The organism is Algoriphagus formosus (genome assembly GCF_002807035.1).
In the GTDB taxonomy this organism is placed as follows: Bacteria; Bacteroidota; Bacteroidia; order Cytophagales; family Cyclobacteriaceae; genus Algoriphagus; species Algoriphagus formosus.
On the sequence record NZ_NIUC01000001.1, the window covers coordinates 485116 to 502854 of the forward strand.

19 protein-coding genes are annotated in these 17739 nt (G+C 41.2%); 8 read left to right on the forward strand and 11 right to left on the reverse strand.

Annotated features, from left to right (window positions below):
• Positions 1-20: 20 nt before the first annotated feature.
• Genes egtD through CDH51_RS02225 form a run of 3 tightly spaced genes read right to left on the reverse strand, consistent with a single transcriptional unit; the run spans position 21 to position 3120 of the window.
• On the reverse strand, positions 21-989 hold the full coding sequence (gene egtD / locus CDH51_RS02215; protein ID WP_100627050.1) for an L-histidine N(alpha)-methyltransferase: 969 nt from the start codon (positions 987-989) through the stop codon (positions 21-23).
• A 3-nt stretch (positions 990-992) separates the two neighbouring features.
• Positions 993-2138 (reverse strand): ergothioneine biosynthesis protein EgtB, encoded by a 1146-nt coding sequence (gene egtB / locus CDH51_RS02220; protein WP_100627051.1) that lies wholly within the window; start codon positions 2136-2138, stop codon positions 993-995.
• Between the two features lie 34 nt (positions 2139-2172).
• Positions 2173-3120 (reverse strand): succinylglutamate desuccinylase/aspartoacylase family protein, encoded by a 948-nt coding sequence (locus tag CDH51_RS02225; protein WP_100627788.1) that lies wholly within the window; start codon positions 3118-3120, stop codon positions 2173-2175.
• Between the two features lie 64 nt (positions 3121-3184).
• Between CDH51_RS02225 and murB the strand changes: the two genes are divergently transcribed.
• A complete protein-coding gene (gene murB, locus CDH51_RS02230; RefSeq protein WP_100627052.1) occupies positions 3185-4198 on the forward strand; it encodes a UDP-N-acetylmuramate dehydrogenase in 1014 nt (337 codons plus the stop codon).
• Here the strand turns inward: murB and CDH51_RS02235 are convergent.
• Positions 4195-4677, reverse strand: coding sequence for a deoxycytidylate deaminase (locus CDH51_RS02235; RefSeq protein ID WP_100627053.1), 483 nt, complete (start codon positions 4675-4677; stop codon positions 4195-4197). The genes murB and CDH51_RS02235 overlap by 4 nt on opposite strands.
• 126 nt (positions 4678-4803) lie before the next feature.
• On the opposite strand from CDH51_RS02235, the gene CDH51_RS02240 reads away from it, so the two are divergent.
• The 6 genes from CDH51_RS02240 to CDH51_RS02260 all read left to right on the forward strand — a co-directional run bounded on the left by CDH51_RS02240 (position 4804) and on the right by CDH51_RS02260 (position 7443).
• Positions 4804-5382 carry a DUF4136 domain-containing protein gene (locus CDH51_RS02240; RefSeq protein ID WP_100627054.1) on the forward strand — a complete coding sequence of 193 codons (579 nt, stop codon included), beginning with the start codon at positions 4804-4806 and terminating at the stop codon, positions 5380-5382.
• 165 nt (positions 5383-5547) lie between these two features.
• The gene (locus tag CDH51_RS02245; RefSeq protein WP_100627055.1) at positions 5548-5904 is read left to right on the forward strand and encodes a response regulator; all 357 of its coding nucleotides are present in this window, start codon (positions 5548-5550) and stop codon (positions 5902-5904) included.
• Positions 5905-6017: 113 nt separating this feature from the next.
• Positions 6018-6500: a hypothetical protein gene (locus CDH51_RS02250; RefSeq protein WP_100627789.1), complete on the forward strand. Its 483-nt coding sequence runs from the start codon at positions 6018-6020 to the stop codon at positions 6498-6500.
• Between the two features lie 52 nt (positions 6501-6552).
• On the forward strand, positions 6553-6744 hold the full coding sequence (locus CDH51_RS02255) for a hypothetical protein (protein WP_100627056.1): 192 nt from the start codon (positions 6553-6555) through the stop codon (positions 6742-6744).
• Positions 6745-6827: 83 nt separating this feature from the next.
• Positions 6828-6968, forward strand: a complete 141-nt coding sequence (locus CDH51_RS20015) for a hypothetical protein (RefSeq protein WP_155850808.1) — start codon at positions 6828-6830, stop codon at positions 6966-6968.
• 34 nt (positions 6969-7002) lie between these two features.
• Entirely contained in the window at positions 7003-7443 is a 441-nt protein-coding gene (locus tag CDH51_RS02260) for a DUF6526 family protein (RefSeq protein WP_100627057.1), read from the forward strand.
• Here the strand turns inward: CDH51_RS02260 and CDH51_RS02265 are convergent.
• The 3 genes from CDH51_RS02265 to CDH51_RS02275 form a co-directional block, all read right to left on the reverse strand.
• Positions 7440-8537 carry a glycerate kinase family protein gene (locus CDH51_RS02265; RefSeq protein ID WP_100627058.1) on the reverse strand — a complete coding sequence of 366 codons (1098 nt, stop codon included), beginning with the start codon at positions 8535-8537 and terminating at the stop codon, positions 7440-7442. The two genes, CDH51_RS02260 and CDH51_RS02265, sit on opposite strands and share 4 nt — an antisense overlap.
• Entirely contained in the window at positions 8534-9886 is a 1353-nt protein-coding gene (locus CDH51_RS02270) for an alanine/glycine:cation symporter family protein (RefSeq protein WP_100627059.1), read from the reverse strand. The genes CDH51_RS02265 and CDH51_RS02270 overlap by 4 nt, the downstream gene beginning before the upstream one ends.
• A gap of 136 nt (positions 9887-10022) precedes the next feature.
• Positions 10023-11633 carry a beta-N-acetylhexosaminidase gene (locus tag CDH51_RS02275; RefSeq protein ID WP_100627060.1) on the reverse strand — a complete coding sequence of 537 codons (1611 nt, stop codon included), beginning with the start codon at positions 11631-11633 and terminating at the stop codon, positions 10023-10025.
• A gap of 221 nt (positions 11634-11854) precedes the next feature.
• Here CDH51_RS02275 and CDH51_RS02280 point away from each other — a divergent pair, with 221 nt between their 5' ends.
• Positions 11855-13315, forward strand: coding sequence for a Gfo/Idh/MocA family protein (locus CDH51_RS02280; RefSeq protein WP_024282350.1), 1461 nt, complete (start codon positions 11855-11857; stop codon positions 13313-13315).
• A 34-nt stretch (positions 13316-13349) separates the two neighbouring features.
• Here CDH51_RS02280 and CDH51_RS02285 read toward each other — a convergent pair whose 3' ends face one another.
• From CDH51_RS02285 to CDH51_RS02300, 4 genes are all read right to left on the reverse strand, one after another.
• Positions 13350-14975 (reverse strand): OmpA family protein, encoded by a 1626-nt coding sequence (locus CDH51_RS02285; RefSeq protein ID WP_100627061.1) that lies wholly within the window; start codon positions 14973-14975, stop codon positions 13350-13352.
• A 4-nt stretch (positions 14976-14979) separates the two neighbouring features.
• Positions 14980-15951, reverse strand: a complete 972-nt coding sequence (locus CDH51_RS02290) for a deoxyhypusine synthase family protein (protein WP_026945731.1) — start codon at positions 15949-15951, stop codon at positions 14980-14982.
• A gap of 91 nt (positions 15952-16042) precedes the next feature.
• Entirely contained in the window at positions 16043-16639 is a 597-nt protein-coding gene (locus CDH51_RS02295; RefSeq protein ID WP_026945732.1) for an OmpH family outer membrane protein, read from the reverse strand.
• A gap of 174 nt (positions 16640-16813) precedes the next feature.
• Entirely contained in the window at positions 16814-17716 is a 903-nt protein-coding gene (locus tag CDH51_RS02300) for a histone deacetylase family protein (protein ID WP_100627062.1), read from the reverse strand.
• Positions 17717-17739 lie beyond the last annotated feature (23 nt).

The following is a 17739-nucleotide window of genomic DNA, read 5'->3' on the forward strand; positions in this document are numbered from 1 at the left end:
TTTTTAAGTCCTGCTTTTTTTTATACCCTTTGCCAAAGGACATCAGTAAAGTAATCTTCCGTATCATTAAAAAAGTCAACAACCTTAAAGCCAGCATTTGCTGCAAGAGACTGAATTTCACTGATTCCATACTTCCTACTTGTTTCTGTCCAAATGGGTTCAAAAGCCTCAAAAGAAACGATTTTTCCAGCTTCGGAGAAGGTAACCTGCTGATTTTTTAAGGAGACCAAATAGCTGCGACATTCACCGGTAATCGGGTTGTAAGTCGGCCAATGCTTAAAGTTATTTCGATCAAAGTTTGCAGACAACTCCCGATTGATTCGATCCAGAAGATTAAAATTAAATTCCTTCGTCACTCCGTGAGAGTCATTGTAAGCCTTCAAGATTATTTCCGGGTCTTTCTTTAAGTCTATACCCAGTAGTACCCAATCGTGCGTTTGACATCCAGCAGCAATTTGGTTCAGAATATCCTTTGCTTCTTCCAAATCAAAATTCCCGATATTCGATCCCAAAAAAAGTATTAGCGTAGGCTTGCCATTCTCCCAAGGCCTCAGTTTCATAGCCTCTCTGTAAGAAGATTGAAGTGGCTTTATATCGATCCCGGGAAGCTCATGAAGCGTCTTTTCTTCTAATTCCTTTAGTACCGAACCGGAAAAATCAACCGGAAAGTAAGTAAAATTGACATCAGGTTTAGATTTGAGGTATCGGAGCAAAATCCGAGTTTTCAATCCATCACCTGCACCAAGTTCCACCAAATTAAAATCATGTGTCACTTTAAGAATTGCTGAAAAGATGGCTTCATGCTGTCTTTCCAAAATTTCAAACTCCTTTCTGGTTAGGTAATATTCCGGAAGAGACATGATTTTTTGAAAGAGCTTATCCCCTTTTTCATCATAGAAGTATTTGGAAGAGAGCCGCTTTGGATATTGATTAAGCCCTGAAAGCACTTCGCTCAGGAATGCATTTTTCTTAGAATCGGAATTGGTCATTTTTTAAAGGGATTTGGCAAGGCGAATGCCCATAAACTGCCATCTAAATTGTGGGTGGAAAAAATTTCTGTAAGTAGGTCGAGAGTGATTCTCGGAGGTAGCAACAGAGGCACCACGTAAAACCATCTGGTTCACCATAAATTTTCCATTATATTCCCCCAAAGCACCTGGGGCAATACTGAATCCGGGATAGGGCAAATAAGCCGAATTGGTCCATTCCCATCGTTTTCCCCAAGAAAATTTGGACTGAGCTACTTCCCATTCAAACTCCGTGGGTAGTCTCGCTCCTTTCCATGCGGCAAAAGCGGATGCTTCATAAAAGTTGACATGTGCTAAGCTTGCTTCAAGGTCAAGGTCTTTGCGACCTGCAAGGGTGTAATAAGTCCATTTTCCATCGATTTCTTCCCAATAAAGAGGAGCTTTTTGGGATTGATTTTGAACCCATGACCATCCTTCATCATGCCAAAACCTAGATTTTTCATAACCTCCAGAATCCATAAATTCCAAATATTCTCCGTTGGTGACTAAGGAAGAGGCGATTGAGAAGGGTTCTAGGAATACCCGATGCGCTTTTAGCTCATTGTCAAAGCAAAATTCATTTCCACTATAACCGATTTCATAAATTCCCTCCTTCACATCGATCCAATGACTTTTAGCTTCAGTACTATATTCCTGAATATCCATGACAGCAGGGTCAAGAGGATTGTGCCAAAGGGAATATTTCAAATCCGTGATCAGAAGTTCTTGATGCTGCTGCTCATGATTGAGTCCCAAAGTGATGAGTTTTTCCACCTCTTCCTTAGCATCCTGGATTAATTGAGACATGGCTTCATCTACATAAGCTCGGTATTCAAAGACTTCACTCACAGCAGGTCTAGTCATGAGACCCCGCTGATTTCTCGCGGTCCGTCTACCCATTGCATTGTAGTAGGAATTGAAAAGGAAATTAAACTGTGGGTGTTTTACCTGGTATCCTTTTAGATAATTAACCAAAATAAACTGCTCAAAAAACCAAGTGGTGTGAGCGAGGTGCCATTTCGGAGGGCTCACTTCCTCTGATGCCTGCAGGCTAAAATCTTCAATAAGGAGGTTTTTACATAGATTTACAGAATGGGAGCGTACCGATTGATACTGCTTCAAAAGACTCATGAATCAAAAATTAGTAAGTCTTAAATTTATAAAATCATCCCTCCTTTCCCAAATGAATCAGAGCCTCTCCCACGTTAATTACTGGTAAATTATTTAAACCAATTATATGGCCATCAGAAGGAGCTTTGACTGGAATTTTAATTTGGCCGTAAGGATCGGTTATCCTTGCTAATATCTGTCCCTTTTTTACTTGATCCCCTGCTTTCACAGAGGCATTAAAAATTCCTGACGATTTTGCTCTGATCCATGAAGATTCCTTGAGAACGATAGTGTCTCTCCTTTCGGGGTTTTCCTCAATCATGCCAAGATGATGAAGAATTCGTTTAGTACCAGCAACCCCCTCATCCGTAGATAATTCGTCGATTCGCATGGATTCCCCTCCTTCAAATACAATCAATTGCTTTCCGGCCGAATAAGCGGTTTTTCGAAAAGACTTATCAATCAATTTCGAATTGACTACATAATAGGTCCCAAATACCTCAGCTAATTTCCGGGCCTTTTTATCCTTAAAATCTACCCGAACCTGTGGTTGATTGGCTAGCATTCGTCCACCTGTGTGAAAATCTATCCCCAAATCAATCTGAGGAATAATCTCTTCGCTCAATATGTAGGCAATTTGCCCCGCAAGGGAGCCTTTTTTGCTTCCAGGAAAGCTTCTGTTTAGATCTCGTCCATCAGGAAAAGTTCTGCTATTTGATAGAAAACCATAAATATTGACCAAGGGAATGATGATGACAGTACCCAAAAGCAAGTCCAGTCCAGCATCAATTTCATCCAAAATCCTTCTGGCGGTCACTATCCCATTGATCTCGTCACCATGTACTCCACCCGTGATTAAAACCACAGGACCAGGCTCTTTCGCAGCCCTTATAAAAATAGGAAGATCAATCAGCGTATGAGTAGGAAGCTTTGCGATTGGGATTTCTATGTTGACAGATTGGCCAGGTCGGATCTTGACTCCGTTAATACTTAATTCTTTCATAAATCCTCTCGGGAATTCGGTTCTATTTTCATTAAAAAACTTTTTCTTTGCAGAGATACAGCCCATGAATATACAAGAAAACACGTCGTTAAAACCATACAATACTTTTGGTATAGACGCAAAAGCAAGATTTTTTACAAAAGTCTCAGGACTGAAAGAATTAAAAGAGGCCCTTCTATTTGCAGAGTCTCAAACTATCCCCATTCTTATCCTTGGCGGTGGAAGTAATATCCTTCTGACACAAGATTTTACGGGCTTGGTGATCAAGTTAGAGCTTAAAGGGATTAAGGTAGTAGAAGAGGATTCCGAAAAAGTACTTGTATCAGTTGGTGCTGGTGAAAACTGGCATGAATTTGTTCTTTTTGCAATTGCTCAAAATTGGGCAGGAATAGAAAATCTTTCACTCATTCCAGGAACAGTAGGCGCCTCCCCGATGCAAAATATCGGTGCTTACGGCGTTGAAATTCAACAAGTATTTTATCACCTGAAAGCCTTAAATCGAAAAACCTTAGAACTGGAAACCTTTTCTGCAGAAGAATGTCAATTTGGCTATCGGGAAAGTGTCTTCAAGCATAGACTTAAAGACAAGTATATTATTTGTGAGGTCGTCTTTCAGCTTTCGAAAATTCCTTTGATCAATATCAGCTATGGAGCTATAAAGGATACTTTGGCAGAAATGAAAGCTGAGAATCCTGGAATCAAAGAGGTGTCTGATGCTGTTATTGCCATTCGTCAGTCCAAACTTCCCAATCCAGCTGAAATAGGCAATGCAGGATCGTTTTTTAAAAACCCAACTATTTCAGAATCTACTTTTGAAAAGCTAAAAGATCAATTCCCCGAAATCCCGGGCTATAAGGTGGATGAGGTCATTAAAGTCCCCGCTGCTTGGCTCATAGATCAGGCTGGTTGGAAAGGCTTTAGGCGAAATGACATCGGTGTCCACAACAAACAAGCTTTGGTTTTGGTCAATTTTGGAAAAGGGAAAGGGAAAGAAATTCAAGAGCTCTCCCAAGAGATTCAAAAAAGTGTGGAAGAAAAGTTCGGAATTAAATTAAGCCCTGAAGTCAATTTCATTTAAATCAGAGGATCATGCACCTCTAATTCCTTATGATAACGGTCCACCTGAACCCCAAACTTTCGTAAGAAATCAACGCCTTCATCACTTCCAATGCCTTTATATTCTGCGTAGGAAAATAGGTAAACCACTTTAGCTATTCCCATAGAAAAAATAATCCTCGCACATGGAAGGCATGGAGCTAGGGTCACATAGAGGGTAGAACCTTCTACTGATGTATTATTTTTAACGGCATATAAAATCGCATTTTGCTCGGCATGCAGGGCAAGCGAGCAGCTCCCCTTACTGTCTCGTGCACATCCGGTATCAGGAAATTCCAAATCACAGTTGTGCGTACCAGCTGGCGGCCCATTATATCCAATAGAAATAATTCTCGTATCTTTTGTCAAGACGGCACCCACATGCTTTTTGATGCAATGAGAACGCTTTGCCAAGTTGACGGCCAACTCCATAAAAATATCATCAAAATCAGGTCTGCTCATGTCGCGAAATTTCTCCAAAATTAGTTATACATTTTAGGTAGGAAAATAAGATTTCAAATTCCTTACTTAAAATGCCAAAATTGGTTTGGGATTTGTGATTTGATTGAAAGGTAAAAATACTCTGAAATGCTTAAAGGAAAATTTTCAATTGGTTGGACGATCCTTTTGATGGTCGTTATACAATCGTGTAGTAGCATAGAAATTTTTAAAGAGAACACGGAGCTTCCACTATCAGCAAAATACAATTCCTTCGTGATCGTCAATGCTGAGGTGAATATGAATGGCTTTTCAGCCCAGTTTTTAGATGCAAAGGTCCAAGACAAAATTCGTGAGTCTTTCGAAAGTCAAGGACTTACCTACGATCGAGTCAAACCTGACCTTGTCATTCGCTACACTTCTAATGAAGACATGAGACAGCGAGAAATAAACAGTTTCAACAATCCCTACCCATTTTGGGGAATGCGAGTTTGGGATCCTTGGATGTTCAATCCTTATTCCCCCTACAATGATCCTCCGCGCACAGACAATTATGAGCTCCTCCAGGTAATCATAGATTTTATTGATCCAGAAAAAGACAAATTTTTAATGACTCTGACTGGTGTGACAGAGGTAAACAGTCCAAAGTACAAAGAGAAAAAAGTTTTAAAAACCACTGAAAAAGTTGTTGAACGCTTTATTTCAGAGATTGATTTCTTAGAGAATTAGAAAATAGTTACATCAATTATTGAGATACTCCTACTCTTTCATTGTAAGGGTGTGAAGATTCACTAAAAATTACAAAGTTATTTGGCCGGTTATTTGCTATTTGAGCAGAAGATTGTAATTTTGTATTATAATTATTGTAATTCAGCACCCCGATTTTGCATTTTAATGCTAACTATTGTTCTCATAGACGACGACCCTATCAGCACATTTGTGACTGAAAAGCTTATTTCCAAGAATGTAAGCCAGGCTTGTCAGTTTTTCAAATATCAAAGTGCAAAAGAAGCTCTTCAGGAAATATCGAGCATTAAGCCTCATTATCTTTTTTTAGACCTGAATATGCCCGAGATGAACGGCTGGGATTTTCTTGATAGATTCAACCCTAGCGATACAGAAGCAGAAATTTATATTTTAAGTAGCTCCGTAGACGAGCGCGACATTAATAAAGCCAGCCAATATCAGTTTGTCAAAGACTACCTCTCTAAGCCTCTGGTGAAAAAGTACATTCAAAATATCTTCAATTAAATTTGACAAATTCCCTTCAGGGAATTTTTTTTTGCTTTTTAGAAAATCTTTTTGAAAGTTCGGAACATTCGTTTTCAGGATTGGTTTTATTTTTATCAAAACAAGCAAAAACTATGAGATCAATTCAACCCGAATTAATTGGAGCAATCGAGCGGACGGCCAAGAAACTTAAGGATGGAGGATCAAGCTATCAATGGGGACACATGGGCGCATGCAACTGCGGAAATCTTGCTCAAGAACTTACACCTTTTTCAAAAGCAGAAATTCACCGATATGCAATGGAGCGCTCTGGTGATTGGAATGATCAAATATTAGAGTTTTGCCCTACAAGTGGTTATCCCATCGACCTTGTTATTCAGCGAATGTTGGATTTTGGTTTGACCTTAGATGATCTCGGACATTTAGAGAGGCTTTCTGCACCAGAAGTATTGGAGCGTATTCCATTCGAAAGAAAGCAGTCACTTAGCCAAAATAAGCGCGAGGATGTAGTATTTTATCTAGAAACTTGGGCTAGGGTACTTCGTGAAAAATGGGAAAAACAACAGTCATCCGAAATTTTGGAAAGAGTTGAAAAAAATTCAATTCCGGTGTATTGAGCAATTTGTTTTTTTAATTTATTTGCATCGTTTTCACTTAAACCACAATCTTATGGAAGATTTCGAAGATGATTTTGATGAAATGGATGACTTCGATTCCGATGATGATTTTGACTCCGAATTTGAAGACGAGTACGATCTAGATGAAGAATCCGAGTTTGTCGATGACAACATCATGGACTTTGATGAAGAGGACGATGATTTTGACGAAGAAGAGGACGAAGACTTCGACGACGAATTTTAAGTGACATGGCCCAAGAACTTGTTGGTATTTTGGGCCTAGTCCTTTATCTTCGACCCTTGAATTAAACATCAAAAATCTAGCTCATGATTCTATTGGATATTTTCAGTTCACCTATCGCCTCCGGCGCTCAGCTATTCTTACTGATTGTTGTGATTTTGATCGGATTAGGCGCAGGTCTTTCAGCAGTAGATGCACGTAAAACCTTCTCAAAGGGTAAAAAATAATCTTAACAAAAGGGCTTTTGCCCTTTTTTGATTTATGGACAAAAAACAAGATTACTCGAATCACGCACGGTATTTTCCGTTTCATCATTTTTTCCTAGCACCCCTATCCTTAGCCTTTTTTATTTGGACGCTAATCGATTTAGATTTTTCAAGTTCTGAAGCAATCTCAGAAAGCATCAAATCCTTGATTTTAGCAATTATGGTTCTGTCACTTCCCATGTTGTCCAGGATCTATGCACTCAAAAACCAAAACCGGATCATTTTTGCGGAAATGAGAGCTCGCTATGCCGAACTTACTGGCAAGGCATTTCGGGAAAAAGAGGAAAAACTTAAAGGAGGTCAAATAATTGCCCTACGATTTGCCAGCGATGAAGAATTGCTTCCTCTGATTGAAGAGACAATCGAAAAAAACTACAGCCCGAAGGAAATCAAAATGAAAATCAAGAATTGGAAAGGTGACTATCAGAGAGTCTAAATAGTCAATTTCTTTTCTAAGGTAAGCTTCAGATTTTCAGCTGCTTTTTTCTTATAGTCTATTCGAGAAAAATCCAATTCTGGTAATTTCATAACAGATTCAAATCCAATATCTTGACCTTCTTCCCCTGAAGTAACAAGGTAGCATGGCTTTTGGTATTTCTTGCATATCTGTAGCAGTTCAAAACACCCTTTTCCTTCTTTAGATTGTTGATCAAACCTACCTTCTCCCGTGACAACGACATCGCTTGATTGAACCTCATTTTCCATGGCTACCTGATCAAAAAAATAGGAAGCTCCAAATTTGATTTCGGTTGAGAAAAATGCATTTAATCCCAATGCAATTCCTCCAGCCGCACCAAATCCTGTACAATCCTCAAATGGCTTTTTTGCCTTCTGATAGAGAAGCTGTATGATACGATTTGCATCTTCTGAAAAGGAGTCCATTTGATCCGAGCTAAGGCCTTTTTGAGGTCCAAATACGGGAATCGCTCCAGTGGCTCCAAAAAAAGTATTTCTCACATCACAGAGACAGGTAAAAGTAAGTTTTGAAAGCTTTGGCTTAGACTGCACGTAAGCCAACTTTTTCAACAAATGATCTGAAAAGGGAACGATCTCCTTCCCCAAGGAATCTAAAAATACAAATCCCAAACCCTGTAGGATGCCCAGTCCTAAATCTATACTAGCGCTTCCTCCAAGGCCAAGAATCACGTGCTCTGCACCCATTTCTATCCCTTTTTGGATCAATTTACCTGTTCCGAAGGTAGAAGCTACACGGGGGTTTAATTCAGAACTATCAAGCAAGCCGATTCCACTGACAGTAGAAACGTCCAAGTAGATAGTTTTGGATCGAAAGTCATAGCCAAAGGAACCAAAAGCAGGTCTTCCAAATGGATCTAGCGACCAAGTGCTTATTTTTTCTAGCTCCAAATACTCTGTCAAAAGCTCACAAGTGCCATCTCCCCCATCTGCGATCGGTATCTTCTTGACCTGTGAATTTGGATACTTACTAGCTACAATTTGCCCGATAATCTCAGCAGCATCACTTGCAGAGATTGTTCCTTTAAAGGCATTCGGAGCAATTAAGACTTTCATTTTAAAGCATTCATCCGCTCAAAATAATCCTTGTAAGCGGCCTTGACTTTTGGGGCCAAATAAATGGTCGAAATCATCGTAGGAATTGCCATGATCGCATACATTCCATCTACTAGGCTAATCACCACTTCAAGAGAAGCCACTGCCCCAGCCACAATGGTGATCAAATAGAAATAATTGTAGAAATCAGCTCTTTTGGCTCCAAAAAGGTAATTGAAGCACTTGTGCCCGTAATAGGAGTAGGTAAACATGGTCGATAGGGCAAAGATCAAAACCGCTGACATGAGAAGGTATTTACCAATTCCTGGTAAAGCTGACTCAAAAGCATTCAATGTCAATCTCACTCCATCCGCTTCGGTAGTCTGCCAAACTCCAGTCAGCATGATTACAAGGGCTGTCAAGGTACAAACCACAATGGTATCGATAAATGGCCCCAACATCGCAATCAAACCTTCTCGAATCGGCTCTCTATTCTTGGAGGCACCATGGACCATAGGAGCAGTACCAATTCCCGCCTCGTTAGAAAAAGCTGCTCTTCTTGCCCCAGTGATAATCACAGCTCCTACTACGCCGCCAGCTGCAGCCTTTCCAGTAAATGCATCAGAAATAATCAACCAAAGCATTTCAGGTACATCCACAAAATTCTTTCCTACAATAATCAAAACGGTAACGAAGTATAGTACAACCATGAATGGTACAAGACGGGACGCCACTGCTGCTATTCGCTTAATTCCTCCCAATACAACAAAGGCCACCAAGACCATCATTGTGATGCCGATAATCCATCGAACGGTCTCTGTTGATTCGATACCAGCAGGCTCTAGCATTACTGCTCTGAAAACCGCTGAAAGTTGATTGGCTTGGAATATGGCCAACAGACCTATGACTCCTGCTACTGAGAAAATGATGGAAAGAAATTTGAATTTTTTACCCATCCCCTCTTCGATGACGTACATGGGTCCCCCTTGAACTGTGCCCGCGGAATCTTTCCCTCGAAACATGATAGCCAAAGAGCAACTGTAATACTTGGTAGCCATTCCAACGAAAGCAGAAATCCACATCCAGAAAATAGCCCCCGGACCTCCCATATTGATAGCTATTGCCACACCACTGATATTCCCAAGTCCGACTGTCGCAGCAATTGCAGCAGACAATGCTTGAAAAGAAGTAATCTGTCCTGGAGCAAGATCATCATCATATTTCCCTCTAAGGAGACTGATTGCATGTCCGATTTTTCGAAAGGGAACAAATCCGGAATGGAATAAAAGAATGAGTCCGCCTCCCATCAATAAAACAAGCATCGGCGTGCCCCAAATCCAATTCGCAAATGAAACAATAATGTCTCCCATAGTTCAACTTCTTTTTAATGTATATTCTAAATTAGCTACCATATTACCTCCAAATTCCTCAAAAATCAAAGATTTGAGAAAGGCATATACAGAAAATCCCAGCCGAGATAGCTGGGATTTTAAGTCTTTCGCCTGATTACCAAGCTACTTTGGGGGATTTATAAAATTGAATTCCTTGAACCTCCCAACTTTCACCAAGTTGAGCGACGCGACCTTTAAAACTTTCCCAATCTCTCGATGAACCAGGAGACCAAGCCACTTCGGCTAATGCCGCTAGTCTAGGGAAAGTCAAATATTCAATATCGGCTCTGTTTTCAACCGTTTCCGTCCAGAGAGGTGCTTCGACCCCTAAAATATCAGACTTTTTAATATTTGAAGAATAGGTAGCCGGATCCCAGAGGTATGCAGAATCCAACTCAATGTACGCCGCCCAATGCAAGCCAATCCGGCTGGTCGAATCATACTGCATATCAAGATAGGATTTCTTAGCCGGCGACATTAAAATCTGATTTCCCTGTCCTACGGCTAGTGCAGCATTATCCTCCATAGCCCAAAACTGTGCAATATTTCCAGGTAAAAGATTAGCAGTAGCTACCTCATCCCATCCAACACTGATTTTCCCATGCTTTTGAACGATATCCTGAACTCGTTCTACGAATTTGATATAATCATCTTTGGCGGTCACATGAGATTCATCTCCTCCAATATGGAAATAGGGTCCTGGAGTAATTTCAGAAAGCTCTCTAACTACATCGTCCACGAGCTGATAGGTCAATTCCAAATCGGTATCAAAAGTGCTGAAACCAACTTCTATCCCCGTATAAAGCTCAGCAGGCTCCCTGGTAATCATTTTGGAAGTGAAATCAATCTCGGATTCTTCACTAGGGTGATTGACCGTACTGAGATCACCATCCGGTAAATTTATTCCTGGATTCAATTCTCCATAGGCAGCCAAGGCAGCATTGGTATGCCCTGGCATATCAATTTCTGGGACGATGGTAATAAACCGCTCTTGCGCGTAGCGTACGAGTTCTTTATAATCTTCCTGTGTAAAAAAGCCTCCTTCTCCACCGCCAACTTGTGTCTTTCCTCCTATCTCAGTCAGCTTTGGCCAAGACTTGATCTCAATTCGCCATCCTTGATCGTCGGTTAAGTGAAGATGCAGGTAGTTCAACTTTAATCTCGCCATTTGATCGATGTAATGCTTTACATCTTCCATCCCAATGAAATGTCTGGCTACGTCTAGCATGGAGCCTCTATAAGGGTATTCAGGGTCATCTTGGATTTTTCCTGCCGGAGCAATCCAATTTACATTTTGCGCCATAGGGGCAAAAATTTGGCTTGGAAAAGCTTGAAGCAAGGTTTGAATGCCATAAAATATTCCAGCGGGTGAATCTGCAGAAATCTTTGCCTGACTTGAGGTTATTTCTAATTCATAGGATTCGTCGTCCAAAGCCCCACCATATAATTCTAAAATGATTTGACCTTCTCCTTCACCCACTTCCAGCTCAAAACCAGTTGCCCGTTTGATGGTTTGATTAAAATATTGGGCCAAGGGTTCTAAACTAGCCTGATCTCCAATTAGCTGAATAGACGCTGCTGATGTGAGTTCAAAGGAACCATTGGAACTACTTACCGATTTGGGGAGAGGAATCAAACCTCTCTCATCCAGTGAGGGGCCTTTCGGTCCGCAAGAGAACACCAAAGCGGTCAAAAAGAGTACGATAATTGACTTTTGATAGGTCATAGTGTCTGATTTGTTTGGTTAAACTTAATTTAAATTTTTTCAAATGTCCGATCCTTTATAAAATTTCTTTCCAAAACCCTCAAATGAGATTTCAACGGTAACGGCCGAAAAAAAACTCAACCACTCAGCCTACCGAAATCAAATAATCTCAAAATATTCGAAGGAAAAAGCGATTATTTTGAATATTTTGAAAACTGAAATTCAATAGAAAATAAAATAATATGAAGGAAAACAAAAATGGCTCGGATACTTCAAGGAGGAATTTTATAAAAAGCTCAGCTTTGGCGCTTTCAGGATTTTATATTGTTCCACGGCATGTTTTGGGGGGTCAGGGTTTTGTTGCCCCAAGTGATAAACTTCGGGTGGCAGGTATTGGTGTTGGAGGAATGGGCTTCAATGACGTAAGTGGAGTCTTCAGAAGTGGTAAAGCCGATATCGTGGCACTTTGTGATGTTGATGACACTCGGGCTAAACGAAGCCGGGATGCACATCCTAAGGCAGCTTATTACAAAGATTACCGAAAAATGCTCGAAGCTGAGCAAGACAACATTGATGCAGTGACTGTATCTACTCCTGATCACATGCATGCTGTGCAGGCGATGATGGCTATGAAAATGGGGAAGCACGTGTATGTTCAAAAACCACTAAGCCATGATATTTACGAAGCAAGAATGCTTACAGAGGCTGCAGAGAAATATAAAGTAGTCACCCAAATGGGAAATCAAGGATCCTCAGGTGATGGAGTCAGAAAAATGGTGGAATGGTACAACGCAGGACTGATCGGAGAAGCGACAAAAGTGTATTCTTGGACCGATAGACCAGTTTGGCCACAAGGAATTCCCTGGCCGAGTGAGGGAGTAACTCCACCGGCTGATTTAGACTGGGATTTATGGCTAGGTACTGCTCCCTACCGGGATTATGTCGGAAATCTAGTTCCCTTCAATTGGCGAGGATGGTGGGATTATGGAACAGGAGCCTTAGGAGATATGGCCTGCCACATCATGGAGCCTCCTTTCAGGGTCTTAGGTCTTGGGTATCCAAAATCTGCTGAATGCTCTGTGGGTTCAGTTTATGTAGGAGAATTCCAACGTGGATATTTCCCTGATAGCTGCCCTCCTTCTTCACACATCACCCTTCGCTTTGATATGCCAGGTGGAAAAGAACTGGAATTTCACTGGATGGATGGCGGTATTCAGCCTACAAGACCTGCAGAACTCGAGCCTAACGAAATCATGGGCGATGGAGGAAATGGAGTAATCATCGAAGGTACTGCCGGCAAAATGATGTGTGCAACCTACGGTCGAGATCCAAAACTCCTACCAACCTCTAAGAATCAATATATCAACGTCCCAGAAACCGAGTATCGTGTACCTGGCGGAGACAGTGGTCACTACAACAACTGGGTAGAGGCTTGTATTGCAGGCTTTGGATCAGAGGAGTATAAAAAGTTGAGTTCACCTTTCAGTGTGGCAGGACCACTTACTGAATCAGTACTGATGGGAAATCTTGCCATTAGAAGCTACGACTATCGCGTTCCTAGACCAAATGGAAATGCCAATCAGTTCGACTATCCAGGTAGAGGAATAAAATTGGTATGGGATGGACCAAATATGAAAATCACCAATTTCGATCCAGCCAACCAGTTTGTCAGACGAAACTACCGGGAAGGTTACAGCTTATAATCATAAAAAAAGCGGTCCTAAATGGACCGCTTTTTTAATCTTCAATTGTCAATTCTACACGACGATTTTTACTTCTTCCAGCCTCTGTTGCATTAGAGGCTATTGGTCTGGTGCCGCCCCATCCAGAGATACGTAGTCTCTCAAAGTCTACACCTTGATCAACCAAATAATCCCTTACAGCTCCAGCTCGATCTAGAGAAAGGGCTTTGTTTAATCCAGGATCACCCGCACTATCTGTATGACCACTTATCCGGATCTTCAAATCTGGGTTTTCACTCAAAAAGCCTACAATCTGATCTAAGAAGTCAAAAGTATCTCCCTCTTCCAGATCTGCGGTACCTCGTTTGAAATTGACTTTATCCAATAGTAAACTGTTGCCAGTTTCTGCTTTCGTCATCAAAATCACATTGGGTTCCTTTGTCTTTAATTCAGCCAAAGAAATCGAGGTAGGGAAAAATTGAGCAGCTTCAAACCGAAGTAATTGAACGCCGGAGGCTTTAAGATCACTTATTTTTTGATTTTGTGCAGGAATTTCCTTCCACTCCTCGCCGCTTTTGGCCATTAGACGGAAGTTTTCCACCCGAATCTTATTCTTTTGATCAATCACCAACCATCTAACTGGCTCTTCCTCCATTTCAACCGACTTTTCCATTAGCTTCACTTCAGGCATTCCAACAGCACTAGAAGGGTAAAGTGGTGCTAATTCAGTCACGGTGGTCACATTTTCAGATTGGTTTTGCTGAGAAACGGCAACTGTCTCAGGGGCCTTAAATTCATTAGGGATTTCTAGTGGAGTGATTTCCTCATAGGTAACCAAATCTGCGAATCCATCACTGTTTTGGGTGGTAGTCCAAACCACCTCCGTAGGCGAAATAAACGTGACGGCACTTTCTGAGCCAGGGCTGCTCAATTGAACCCATTTCTGGGCAGCGCTCCATTCAGTAAGATCTTCTGAAAGCGCTTTTGCAATGAAAATATCCTTCCCTTGGGCCCCTAATTGAAGATTTGAAGAAAAATAAAGCAGTCCTGAACTAGGGTCAAAATAGGGTGAAGTTTCTTGACCAGGTGTATTTATGGCAGATCCAAGGCTTTTTGGTGCTGCCCATTGAACAGGACCAAGTTTTTCGCTCACATAAATGTCTTCATTTCCACGGCTATCAGAACGATTTCCTGATAGAAAAATATACTTTCCGCCTTTCGAAACTGATCCAGTGATAGCGCCTTGGAATTTTTCGATTTCAGGCATGGATACCTGACGTAAAAAATTCCATTCCTGACCGAATTTCGAATACTGAAACACCCCAAAACGATCTGAGCCTGAATGAAAGACCAACAGCGTTAGAATATCTTCCAAGCCTAAGGCCAAATCATATCCTGCAGTGCTTAGGTCTTTCCGATGAATAGCCTCTGACCATTCACCTTCAGGAGTTTTTTTGGTCATCCAAATATCTCCCGGGTCATTGATTCCTCCTACATTCTGAAAATGATTGGCGCGGGTAAAGAGCAAAACGCCATCCCCTATCCAAACCGGATTCATGTCATCTTGAGGCGTATTTGCCCCTGACAGATTCTTGATTTGTTGAGAAAATATCGAGAGAGAAACAAAAAAGGCAAGCAGAAATAAGCTGCCTGCCCGTAAATTAAACTGAGGTTTATACATTTTATTATTGGTCGAGTACGATCGCAAAGACTAGCGGAGCTACTATGGTAGCATCTGACTCAATGATAAATTTTGGTGTATCAAGTCCTAGCTTACCCCAAGTGATTTTCTCATTTGGAACTGCACCAGAATATGATCCATAAGATGTAGTCGAATCAGATATCTGACAGAAGTATCCCCAAAGTGGTACATTATCACGCTGCAAGTCTTGATGAAGCATAGGCACCACGCAGATAGGAAAGTCTCCTGCAATTCCCCCGCCAATTTGGAAAAATCCAACTTTACTGTCTTCGGTAGCATTTTCTGTATACCATTCTGCCAAAAACATCATATACTCAATCCCACTTCTGACAGTGTGAACGTTTTTGACATCTCCGGCGATCACATGTCCTGCAAACATATTGCCGAGTGTGGAATCCTCCCAACCTGGGACGATAATAGGAAGGTTCTTTTTAGCAGCTTCCAAAAGCCAGGAGTTTTTGGGATCAATCTGAAAAGAATCGTCCAGTTTACCAGAAAGCAAGATTTTATAAAAGAATTCATGAGGGAAATAGGCCTCTCCAGCCTGATCAGCTTTCATCCATTCCTCCAAAATCACATCTTCAATCCGACGCATGGCTTCCATCTCCGGAATACAAGTATCTGTCACGCGGTTCATGTGTCGATCCAAAAGATCTTGCTCCTGCTCAGGAGACAAGTCCCGGTAGTTTGGAATACGCTCATAATAATCATGAGCAACTAAGTTGAAAACATCTTCCTCTAGGTTGGCTCCGGTACAGGTGATGATTTGAACTTTATCCTGTCGAATCATCTCAGCCAGAGAAATCCCCAGCTCAGCTGTAGACATGGCTCCGGCCAAGGTGACCATCATTTTCCCGCCTTCATCCAAATGTGTTTTATAACCTTCGGCTGCATCGATGAGTGCCGCAGCATTGAAATGCCGATAATGATGCTTCAAAAATTCGGTGATCTTCATAATTTCGATTTTTTAACTTGAGCTGTAAAATTACCCAAATTCAAACATAAAAAAACCCGGACTAGCCGGGTTTCCTTAGATTCGATATTATTTATTGCGCAGCAGGCTTTTCGCTAGCAAACTCTTGATTGAGTCCTTCTACCACCTTATCTGTCAGATCTAGGGCATCTTTACCATACCAAACAGCACCACCACGAGTGTAGCTAAGGATAAGGTCTAGATCGTTTTCTTCTGCATATTTTTTCAAATATGCCTGAACCTTATCGTAAACCTCACTGTAAAGGGTACTTTCGTCACCAGCTAATTCTTGCATCAGGTTGTCACGATAAGTCATCAGATTCTGCTCTTTCTTCACAAGCTCCTCTTGCTTTGCTCGCTGCTGATTAGGAGTCATATTTCCGCCAGTTTGCTGGAAATTAGCAACTTCTTGTTCGAAGCCTCTTGCTCGACCCTGTAGATCAGATTCAAACTTCTTTCCTTTTTCCTGAAGCTCTGCAGACTTAGTTTTGAAGTACTCATACTTATTGATCACACTATCAGTCAAAACGAAAGCCACTTTCAGATCAGAAAATTCTACAGAAGATTCACTTTGAGTAGTAGTTTCTGCTGCTTGTTCAGTTTTTGGCTGACAGGATAGCATTACTGCAAATGCAGAAACCAGGGAAAATAGGGGTAATACTTTTTTCATTTAATTGAGAATTAATTTAGGCTCTTTGAAAATGGAGAAATAAGCGCATTTCAATAGTCGCTCACTGCTTACCAAATTCAAGGTGGATTTTACATGCTTGACAAGGGCGCAAATATAAAGAAAGAATTGACTTGACAAGCCCTGTAATCGAACTGTGTCCTTAAAATATCCTAATCAAAAATACATTTCCTGCGCCAATCGGTAGACTTGGGCATGCGCATCAATTATTTGACTGATTTTAGGACTATAGCCTCCTCCCATACAGCACATGATTGATAGGTTATTCATTTTTGCTACAGAAAGTACCTTCCGATCTCTTTCATAGATTCCTTGAATGCTCATTCCCAATCGCCCCAATTTGTCAGAAGAAAGAACATCAACCCCGCATTGATAAATCAAAAAATCAGGTTGAAAGTCATCAATCAACTTTTTTAAGTTTTTGTCCAAGATAGAAAGGTATTCCTCATCGGCAGTCCCATCTGCTAATTCAATATCCAAGTCAGATTTTTCTTTTCGATGTGGGTAGTTCTTGGCGCCATGCATGCTGAATGTGTACACTCGAGGCTCATTTCTAAAAATAGCAGCAGTCCCATTGCCCTGATGTACGTCCAGATCGATGACCAAAATTCTCTTAGCCTTTTGAGAATTTAAGAGGTGAAAGCTCGTCAAAGCAATATCATTCAATAGGCAAAAGCCTTCTCCTCTATCCCGAAATGCATGATGTGTCCCTCCTGCAATATTTAAAGCGATTCCATGCTCTATTGCAAATTCCGCGGCTTGCACCGAGCCTCCAGCAATTAGAATTTCACGCTTTACCAGAGCCTCACTCAATGGAAATCCCGTGGCTCGCTCCTCAGATCGGCTAAGGCTGAGGTTTTTTAGCTTTTCCCAATAAGAAAGATCATGGGCTTGGCCAATAAGCAATTCATCGACCACTTCTGGCTTAAAAAAATTACTTTCGGTGACAGTCCCTTCATAGAGTAATTGCTCAGGTAGCAACTCGTATTTCTCCATCGGAAAACGGTGTCCAGGAGGTAAAGGATGGCAATATTCGGGTGACCAGGCTATTTTTAGCATAAAAAAAACGCTTGCATTTTAAC

What these genes read in the sequence shown, in the direction of transcription:
- egtD (WP_100627050.1), bottom strand. Translation starts at nt 989, where the DNA reads ATGACCAATTCCGATTCTAAGAAAAATGCATTCCTGAGCGAAGTGCTT.
- egtB (WP_100627051.1), bottom strand. Translation starts at nt 2,138, where the DNA reads ATGAGTCTTTTGAAGCAGTATCAATCGGTACGCTCCCATTCTGTAAAT.
- CDH51_RS02225 (WP_100627788.1), bottom strand. Translation starts at nt 3,120, where the DNA reads ATGAAAGAATTAAGTATTAACGGAGTCAAGATCCGACCTGGCCAATCT.
- murB (WP_100627052.1), top strand. Translation starts at nt 3,185, where the DNA reads ATGAATATACAAGAAAACACGTCGTTAAAACCATACAATACTTTTGGT.
- CDH51_RS02235 (WP_100627053.1), bottom strand. Translation starts at nt 4,677, where the DNA reads ATGAGCAGACCTGATTTTGATGATATTTTTATGGAGTTGGCCGTCAAC.
- CDH51_RS02240 (WP_100627054.1), top strand. Translation starts at nt 4,804, where the DNA reads ATGCTTAAAGGAAAATTTTCAATTGGTTGGACGATCCTTTTGATGGTC.
- CDH51_RS02245 (WP_100627055.1), top strand. Translation starts at nt 5,548, where the DNA reads ATGCTAACTATTGTTCTCATAGACGACGACCCTATCAGCACATTTGTG.
- CDH51_RS02250 (WP_100627789.1), top strand. Translation starts at nt 6,018, where the DNA reads ATGAGATCAATTCAACCCGAATTAATTGGAGCAATCGAGCGGACGGCC.
- CDH51_RS02255 (WP_100627056.1), top strand. Translation starts at nt 6,553, where the DNA reads ATGGAAGATTTCGAAGATGATTTTGATGAAATGGATGACTTCGATTCC.
- CDH51_RS20015 (WP_155850808.1), top strand. Translation starts at nt 6,828, where the DNA reads ATGATTCTATTGGATATTTTCAGTTCACCTATCGCCTCCGGCGCTCAG.
- CDH51_RS02260 (WP_100627057.1), top strand. Translation starts at nt 7,003, where the DNA reads ATGGACAAAAAACAAGATTACTCGAATCACGCACGGTATTTTCCGTTT.
- CDH51_RS02265 (WP_100627058.1), bottom strand. Translation starts at nt 8,537, where the DNA reads ATGAAAGTCTTAATTGCTCCGAATGCCTTTAAAGGAACAATCTCTGCA.
- CDH51_RS02270 (WP_100627059.1), bottom strand. Translation starts at nt 9,886, where the DNA reads ATGGGAGACATTATTGTTTCATTTGCGAATTGGATTTGGGGCACGCCG.
- CDH51_RS02275 (WP_100627060.1), bottom strand. Translation starts at nt 11,633, where the DNA reads ATGACCTATCAAAAGTCAATTATCGTACTCTTTTTGACCGCTTTGGTG.
- CDH51_RS02280 (WP_024282350.1), top strand. Translation starts at nt 11,855, where the DNA reads ATGAAGGAAAACAAAAATGGCTCGGATACTTCAAGGAGGAATTTTATA.
- CDH51_RS02285 (WP_100627061.1), bottom strand. Translation starts at nt 14,975, where the DNA reads ATGTATAAACCTCAGTTTAATTTACGGGCAGGCAGCTTATTTCTGCTT.
- CDH51_RS02290 (WP_026945731.1), bottom strand. Translation starts at nt 15,951, where the DNA reads ATGAAGATCACCGAATTTTTGAAGCATCATTATCGGCATTTCAATGCT.
- CDH51_RS02295 (WP_026945732.1), bottom strand. Translation starts at nt 16,639, where the DNA reads ATGAAAAAAGTATTACCCCTATTTTCCCTGGTTTCTGCATTTGCAGTA.
- CDH51_RS02300 (WP_100627062.1), bottom strand. Translation starts at nt 17,716, where the DNA reads ATGCTAAAAATAGCCTGGTCACCCGAATATTGCCATCCTTTACCTCCT.